Source organism: Neisseria sp. HMSC064D07 (assembly GCF_001837185.1).
GTDB classification, from domain to species: domain Bacteria; phylum Pseudomonadota; class Gammaproteobacteria; order Burkholderiales; family Neisseriaceae; genus Neisseria; species Neisseria flavescens_C.
Genome location: NZ_KV831670.1, coordinates 80798 through 83422 on the forward strand (window position 1 = coordinate 80798; position 2625 = coordinate 83422).

2 protein-coding genes and 1 pseudogene are annotated in these 2625 nt (G+C 54.6%); 2 read left to right on the forward strand and 1 reads right to left on the reverse strand.

Translation table 11 applies throughout. The features are described from left to right. Both HMPREF2608_RS03825 and pgmB read left to right on the forward strand, forming a co-directional pair. A partial coding sequence (locus tag HMPREF2608_RS03825) for a family 65 glycosyl hydrolase domain-containing protein (RefSeq protein WP_070826029.1) occupies positions 1-1552 on the forward strand: 1552 nt, incomplete at its 5' end. 12 nt (positions 1553-1564) lie between these two features. Next, positions 1565-2230 (forward strand): beta-phosphoglucomutase, encoded by a 666-nt coding sequence (gene pgmB / locus HMPREF2608_RS03830; protein ID WP_070826030.1) that lies wholly within the window; start codon positions 1565-1567, stop codon positions 2228-2230. A gap of 161 nt (positions 2231-2391) precedes the next feature. On the opposite strand, the pseudogene HMPREF2608_RS03835 reads toward pgmB, so the two are convergent. Further along, a pseudogene (locus HMPREF2608_RS03835) lies at positions 2392-2625 on the reverse strand (L-aspartate oxidase); the annotation flags it as partial.

Consider the following 2625-nt stretch of genomic DNA (forward strand, 5'->3'; position numbering starts at 1 on the left):
CTCTAATTCTTTTGAGGCCGAAGTCGGCGGTACGCCCGAAACCTTTGAAAAACGTGTGATTGTTACCACCAGCCGCGATTATCAGGGCTTGGAAGCAGTGAAAGCCGCAGGTCGCGCCTTGTCGGAAAAAGTCGCAGGCGTTGCGTTTGAAACCTTGTTAGATGCACACAAAGCAGGCTGGCTGCACCGTTGGGAAATCGCCGACGTAGTCATCGAAGGCAGCGACGAAGCGCAGCAAGGCATCCATTTCAACCTGTTCCAACTGTTCTCCACCTACTACGGCGAAGACGCGCGTCTGAACATCGGCCCGAAAGGCTTTACCGGCGAAAAATACGGCGGCGCGACCTATTGGGATACCGAAGCCTACGCCGTACCGCTCTACCTCGCACTGGCGGAACCCGAAGTTACCCGCAACCTGCTGCAATACCGCCGCAACCAACTGCCGCAGGCGCAGCACAACGCGAGCGAACAGGGCTTGGCGGGCGCACTTTATCCGATGGTAACGTTTACGGGCATCGAGTGCCATAACGAATGGGAAATCACCTTCGAGGAAATCCACCGCAACGGCGCGATTCCTTATGCCATCTACAACTACACCAACTACACCGGCGACGAAAGCTATCTTGCCAAAGAAGGCTTGGAAGTCTTGGTCGAAGTGTCCCGCTTCTGGGCGGACCGCGTCCACTTCTCCAAACGCAACGGCAAATACATGATTCACGGCGTAACCGGCCCGAACGAATACGAAAACAACATCAACAACAACTGGTACACCAACACCCTCGCTGCATGGGTATTAGATTACACCCGAGAAGCCTTGGCGAAATACCCGCGTCCTGATTTGAACGTGAGTGCCGCCGAGTTGGAAAAATGGGCGGACATTAACACGAATATGTACCGTCCTCATGACGAAGAACTCGGCGTATTCGTACAGCACGACGGCTTCCTCGACAAAGACATCCGCCCAGTGTCCGCGCTTTCGCCCGATGATTTGCCGCTCAACCAGAAATGGTCGTGGGACAAAATCCTGCGTTCGCCCTTCATCAAACAGGCGGACGTATTGCAAGGCATCTACTTCTTCGGCGACCGTTTCAGTATCGACGAAAAACGCCGCAACTTCGACTTCTACGAACCGATGACCGTGCATGAAAGCTCGTTGTCTCCATGTATCCACTCCATCCTCGCTGCCGAACTGGGCAAAGAAGAAAAAGCCGTGGAAATGTACCAGCGCACTGCCCGCCTGGACTTGGACAACTACAACAATGATACCGAAGACGGCCTGCACATCACCTCCATGACCGGCTCGTGGCTCGCCATCGTCCAAGGTTTCGCCCAAATGAAAACCTGGGGCGGCAAACTCAGCTTCGCCCCGTTCCTGCCGAGTGCATGGATAGGCTACGCCTTCCACATCAACTACCGCGGCCGTCTGATTAAAGTCGCCGTCGGCAAAGAAAACGTCGTCTTCACCCTGCTCAAAGGCGAACCGCTCGATTTGCAGGTGTACGGCAAAGACATCACGCTCAACAGCAGCCACACTGTCACGTTGGAAAAATAAGGAGGGCGCAAAATGACTTTTACCGCAGTGCTCTTTGACCTCGACGGCGTCATCACCGACACCGCCGAATACCACTACCGCGCATGGAAAAAGCTCGCCGAAGAACTGGGCATCAGCATCGACCGCAAGTTTAACGAGCAGCTCAAAGGCGTGTCGCGCGACGATTCGCTCAAACGCATCCTCGCGCACGGCGGCAAAACCGTCAGCGAAGCCGAGTTCGCCGAACTGACCCGCCGCAAAAACGACAACTACGTAGAAATGATTCAGGCAGTCAAACCCGAAGACGTATACCCCGGCATTTTGCCGCTGCTGGAAACATTGAAAGCAAACGGCAAAAAAATCGCCCTTGCGTCCGCCAGTAAAAACGGCCCGTTCCTGCTTGAACGCATGGGGCTGACCCACTTCTTCGACGCCATTGCCGACCCTGCCGCCGTCGCGCATTCCAAACCCGCCCCCGACATCTTCCTCGCCGCAGCTGAGGGTGTGGGCGCAGACATCCGCCAATGCATCGGCATTGAAGACGCCGCCGCAGGTGTCGCCGCCATCAAAGCCGCCGGCGCCTTGCCCATCGGCGTGGGCAAAGCCGAAGATTTGGGCAGCAACATCGCGCTGGTATTCGGCACCGCCGAGCTGACCTACGCCTACCTGCAAAACGTGTGGGAACAATCGGGCAGATAAAATTCTAAGGAAGTAAAAGGCCGTCTGAAAATATTTCAGACGGCCTTTCTGCTTTTAGAACAAAATAATAACCCAACTTACGCAACCCTAAAAACTGAATGCCAATTTCTCAACCATGCTATTCAAATTTATTTGAACGATTTTTTTCTAACCAGCCAACCTTAACAATCACTATTAAAATGCGCGCCAATATTTTGCCGTCTAGCGTATGCGGCTTGGGCGACTGCGAGGCTGCATTCGAGTAGGTTGCGGTTTTCGTATTCAGACGCGGTGTGCGGTTCGGTTTGGTTTTTTTTCCAAAGCCGCAGTTGGACGATAGCGCGGAGCAGGCCGGTATCGTTGCGGAGGATGCCCAGATGGCGTTGGTTGAACGCTTGTAGGGTGGGGCGGCTGAA